This is a genomic window from Streptomyces bungoensis, from assembly GCF_001514215.1.
GTDB classification, from domain to species: Bacteria; Actinomycetota; Actinomycetes; order Streptomycetales; family Streptomycetaceae; genus Streptomyces; species Streptomyces bungoensis.
Genome location: NZ_KQ948897.1, coordinates 2,481 through 2,983, shown reverse-complemented (window position 1 = coordinate 2,983; position 503 = coordinate 2,481). Strand labels below are relative to the sequence as shown.

Here is a 503-nt window from a genome sequence, read left to right as displayed (position 1 = left end):
CGCGGTGTGGAGGGTGGCGTCGAGGAGAGCGGGGTGGATGGTGTAGGCGTCCGGGTCGGTGGGAAGGGCGACCTCGGCGTAGACGTGGTCGTTGTGGCGCCACATCCGCTGCAAGCCCTGGAAGAGCGGCCCGTAGCGGTACCCGTGGTCGGCCAGGGTGTCGTAGGAGACGTCCACCGGCCGTGCCCCGGCAGGCGGCCAGGCGGTGAGGTCCCAGTCCGGGGAAGGCTCATCGACGTCCAGGACACCCGTGGCGTGACAGGTCCAGGAGGCTCCCGTGCCCGTGTCGGGGCGTGCGTCAATGCGAATCGGACGCGCACCGTCGTCGGTGGTGGGCTCGCTCACCTCCACCCGCAGCCGTAGGGCACCGTGCTCGGGCAGGACGAGGGGGGTCTGCACGGTCAGCTCACGGATACTGCCGCAGCCGACCCGGTCGGCGGCATGCACCGCCAGCTCCACGAACGCGGCACCGGGGAACACAACCGTGCCGACCACCTCGTGAT

The 503-nt window shown here is 71.0% G+C and carries 1 protein-coding gene; it reads right to left on the bottom strand.

Annotated features, from left to right (window positions below; genetic code table 11):
- A partial coding sequence (locus AQJ66_RS36500) for a polyketide synthase dehydratase domain-containing protein (RefSeq protein ID WP_244163044.1) occupies nt 1–495 on the bottom strand: 495 nt, incomplete at its 3' end.
- Between the last annotated feature and the right edge of the window lie 8 nt (nt 496–503).